Origin of the sequence: Petrocella sp. FN5 (genome assembly GCF_029210395.1) — a bacterium.
In the GTDB taxonomy this organism is placed as follows: Bacteria; Bacillota; Clostridia; order Lachnospirales; family Vallitaleaceae; genus Petrocella.
This window is the reverse complement of the sequence record NZ_JARGDP010000202.1, coordinates 1-987: the sequence shown is the minus strand read 5'-3', so window position 1 is coordinate 987 and position 987 is coordinate 1. Positions and strand designations below refer to the sequence as shown.

The 987-nt window shown below is 31.1% G+C and carries 1 protein-coding gene; it reads right to left on the bottom strand.

Going from position 1 to position 987, the window contains the following annotated elements; translation table 11 throughout:
• On the bottom strand, positions 1 to 609 hold a 609-nt coding region (locus P0N36_RS15490), incomplete at its 3' end, for a hypothetical protein (RefSeq protein ID WP_275843793.1).
• Positions 610 to 987 lie beyond the last annotated feature (378 nt).

The following is a 987-nucleotide window of genomic DNA, read 5'->3' as shown; positions in this document are numbered from 1 at the left end:
ATACATCTCATTTATTAACCTATTAAAATCATTGCTTTTTAGTTTTATAACAACAAATCCAACAAGTTCATCTACATTGGAATATATAAATCGGACATAATGAAAATCAGATAATTGTTCCCAGTAAACACCTGAAGCATTTGGTTCAATCCAAAGTTTCATTGGTGAAGCGTCAGATAACTTTTTTATATATTCTTCCGTTTTAATACTAACAGCCGGTTGCTGTGTCTCTGCTGTTGATATAAGAAGATTGCTCTCTAATTTATAAATCGAAATTTCCTGTATGTACTGAGTTCCAACCATAAAGTTCGTCATCACATTATAAACATCATCAATTATTTGATAGTCATCATAGTTGGTTGAATCTATTTGCTCGAACATGAATTGTTGAGTAGAACGGTCTATGGCCACCTGTTCAGAAATTCTTTCAGTTTGACTAATAATTGAGTCCGTGGCCACTTTCGCTTGTTTTACTATCTGATGATTATTTAGTTTTGCTTCATTTTCAATAAAAGTTTTTGTTTGATAATAATTGATCGACATAAGAATAAGTGTAGGTATAATAATGACGCCAAATAACATGGCAAATAGATTTCTTAGCAAAGTCATCTCGAGTTCCTTCCTCGCTTATTGAAGTTCATAACAATTTATCAAAGAACAAAGAGGCTATGCCTCGCTTTGCAAAGCAATTTGTTCCGTCAGGAAAGATTTCCTTGATAGTTACATAGCATATACTTTCCTGGAGAAATAAAAATAAGCATTATATAATCAATTTCTGATGAATTGTTATCTAACGCTTTATTTAACTTTACATATTTTTTGTCTTCTATACTACTACTAGTTTAATCTAGAATGCATAGGCTGTCAACAAAGCTTATACAAATAAAGTGAAAAGGAGCCACAAACCTTCCAGTCTTGTAGCTCCTTCTATATTTTATTGCTTTTAATTGTATACTTCTATATAGTATTACTTCTAAATTAGCCAAT